This is a genomic window from Nocardia sp. NPDC004654 (genome assembly GCF_040609595.1).
GTDB lineage: Bacteria > Actinomycetota > Actinomycetes > Mycobacteriales > Mycobacteriaceae > Nocardia.
This window is the reverse complement of the sequence record NZ_JBEXKI010000021.1, coordinates 1-3,084: the sequence shown is the minus strand read 5'-3', so window position 1 is coordinate 3,084 and position 3,084 is coordinate 1. Positions and strand designations below refer to the sequence as shown.

Sequence of the window (3,084 nt, the reverse complement as noted above, 5' to 3'; positions counted from 1 at the left end):
GGCCTCCCCATCAACTGGAACACCCTCAACAACACCACCCACACCCAACACACCCCACTACCCACCTACCCCTTCCAACACCAAAAATACTGGCTCGCACCCGCCTCTACCGGACGCACAGGCGTAGCGTCCGTGGGTCTAGCCGATATCGATCATCCACTGCTCGGCGCGTTTGTTCATTTGCCAGACAAGGAAGGCGCCATTTTCACGGGCCGTGTCTCGTTGCAAACGCAACCATGGCTCAGAGAACACGTTGTGCACGGCACAATTGTCCTGCCGGGAGTCGCATTCGTCGATCTTCTATTATTCGCGGCGCGAAGTCTCGAATGCGGCGGGATTGAAGAGCTCGTACATCATGAGTTCCTAGCAATCTCGGAGTCAGGAGCGCGAGATCTTCAGGTCAAGATCGATACTGCTGATGCGTCGGGACGCCGCCCAGTGGCTGTGCATTCGCGCCCAGCAAGGTCCCCGCAAAGCGCCGAATGGACCCGCCATGCCACCGGCTTCTTAGCGCCAACTACACCACAATCAGCTGTCGACCTCGGTGTTTGGCCTCCTGTCGGAGCGACGTCTGTCGATGTCGATAAGTTCTACCGCGCATTCCTAAATACCGGCTACCAGTACGGCCCGATGTTCCAGGGGTTCGAAGCCGGATGGACACTCGGAGACGACATCTATGCCGAGATCGCGCTGCCTAACGACGTCGACCCAGAGAACTATGGGATCCATCCAGCTCTGATGGATTCGGCGCTACACCCGCTAATGCTCTGGCATGATAGCGACTACGTCCGGCTTCCCTTCTCGTGGAATGGCGTGTTTCTCCATTCGAACGGCGGCTCCCGACGATTGCGAGTGCGACTGACAAGGCCGACTGAAGGCGTGGTTTCACTCCTCGTCGCAGACGACGCGGGTATGCCACTGATGACAATCGAATCGCTGGCCCTCCGGTCGGTGACGCCCGATCAACTCGCCACAGCTCGCGCGGCGACAGGCGCGACCGATAGTCTCTATGTGATCGAGTGGTCCTCACTCACCGCTAGGGCCGCCCAAGCGGTCTCACCGCGCTACGCGGTGCTCGGGGACCCACCAACCGCTTCGGTACTGCAACGGTTTGGGTTCAGCGCTGAGGATCACGCTGAGTTGTCAACAGTGGACACAGTATCCACTATCATCTTCCCCGTTCTGCCCCCGTCGTCCGAATCGGACATGATCACTGCAGCACATACCACAGCAGCCCAAGTCCTTGAGACCCTGCAGCAGTTCGTAGCCGCAGAGCATCTCGTCGACCGACCGCTGATCGTACTGACTCAACGGGCTGTAGCAACGACAGTTGACGACATCGTGGACCCTGCAGCAGCGGTCGCGTGGGGTCTCGTAAGGTCTGCGCAATCTGAGAACCCAGGCCGATTTGTCCTTATCGACCACGACGACTCCCCAGAATCCTGGTATGCCCTCACCACCGCATTAGCCTCGGAGGAACCCCAGTTGACTCTGCGTCGCGGTCGTATTGCCGCACCGCGGCTGCAACAACACACAAGCACGCCACAGCTTGTTCCAATCGACCCCAGCGGAACTGTGCTCATAACTGGCGGTACTGGCACCCTTGGACAACTGCTGGCTCGCCACCTGGTACTCAATCATCAAGTCCGGCACCTGCACCTGATCAGCAGACGAGGACCTAATGCGGCAGGAGCCGCAAACCTTCTCGCCGAGCTCACAGCGTTCGGGGCTTCGGTCACTATCACCGCTGGGGATGTTCGTGACCGTTCCTTCCTTGAAGGCGTGCTCACAACGATTTCCGATGACCATCCGCTTACCGCCGTATTCCACACTGCCGGTCTTCTGCACGACGCGATGCTGCCTGGCCTCACGCGACAGCACATGCGTGAAGTGCTCGAGCCGAAGATCGATGCCGCATGGCATCTCCATCAGCTCACGCGAGAGCACGATCTGCGTTCCTTCGTTATGTACTCAAGTGCCGCAGGCACCATTGGGACCCCTGGCCAAGCGAACTATGCAGCCGCGAACTCCTTCCTCGACGCCCTTGCCCATTATCGGCGGACCCAGGGACTACCCGCACACTCATTCGCTTGGGGACTATGGGGAACCGACGAAGGAATGGGCGCCGCGCTCACCGCGGCAGACCTAGCGCGGTTGGGCCGCCGAGGCATTGTCCCTATGGAACCGACCCACGCTATGAATCTCCTTGACGCAGCGCTTGCGTCCAGTCATGCGCTCGTCATCCCGGCTCAGCTGCAGTTGCCTGGCACAGCAACCGAAGCTGGTCAACTGCCGACTCTCATGAGGGGGCTCATCCGTTCAGCAGGACGCCGTGCGAAACTCCAACCACAAGCTGATTCCGACTTCTTGCACCGGCAACTCGCCGGTCGCAGCAACGTCGAGCGGCAGCAGATCTTGCTCGATCTTGTGCTAAGGCGGGCCGCCGCCAGTCTGGGCCATGGCAACCCGGAAACGCTAGACCCTGAAGCCGGCTTCTTGCACATGGGGATGGATTCCCTAATCGCGGTGGAGTTGCGCAATGTTCTCAGCAGAGACCTTGGCTGTCCCTTGCCTGCGACAACGCTCTTCGACTATCCGACTCCACTAAAGTTGGCTAGCTATTTGGAAGGACGACTCGCGCCAGCGGAAATAGATTCTTCTCTTCCGTTCTCGGGTGAACTAGATCTCCTTGAAGATAGTCTGGCCGCGATGCGTCCAGACCTCCGTGAGAGCCTCTCCGATCGACTGCGTCAGTTGCTTGCGACCTTGGACGCGACCACCGCGAGTGACCACGCTGCGCATAACATCACGGAGTCACTCACCGAGGCCACAGACGCCGAAATGTTCGATTTCATTGATAACGAGCTGGGACTGAGATCAGATGGCAAATGAGGACCGACTCCGTGACTACCTGAAGCGAGTCACGACAGAGCTCCACCGAACCCGCCAGCAGCTTCATGAAGTTGAGCAAAACAATAGCGCGCCGATCGCGGTTGTGGGGATGGGGTGTCGGCTTCCCGGCGGTGTGACCAGTCCGGCGCAGCTGTGGGATCTGGTCGCTGGTGAGGTCGATGCCATCGGCGG

At 59.5% G+C, this 3,084-nt stretch carries 2 protein-coding genes; both read left to right on the top strand.

Features of this window, described 5'->3' with window-relative positions; translation table 11 throughout:
• Positions 1-132: 132 nt before the first annotated feature.
• Positions 133-2,892 (top strand): type I polyketide synthase, encoded by a 2,760-nt coding sequence (locus tag ABZV58_RS34535; RefSeq protein ID WP_355004396.1) that lies wholly within the window; start codon positions 133-135, stop codon positions 2,890-2,892.
• A partial coding sequence (locus ABZV58_RS34530) for a polyketide synthase docking domain-containing protein (RefSeq protein WP_355004395.1) occupies positions 2,882-3,084 on the top strand: 203 nt, incomplete at its 3' end. The genes ABZV58_RS34535 and ABZV58_RS34530, both read left to right, overlap by 11 nt.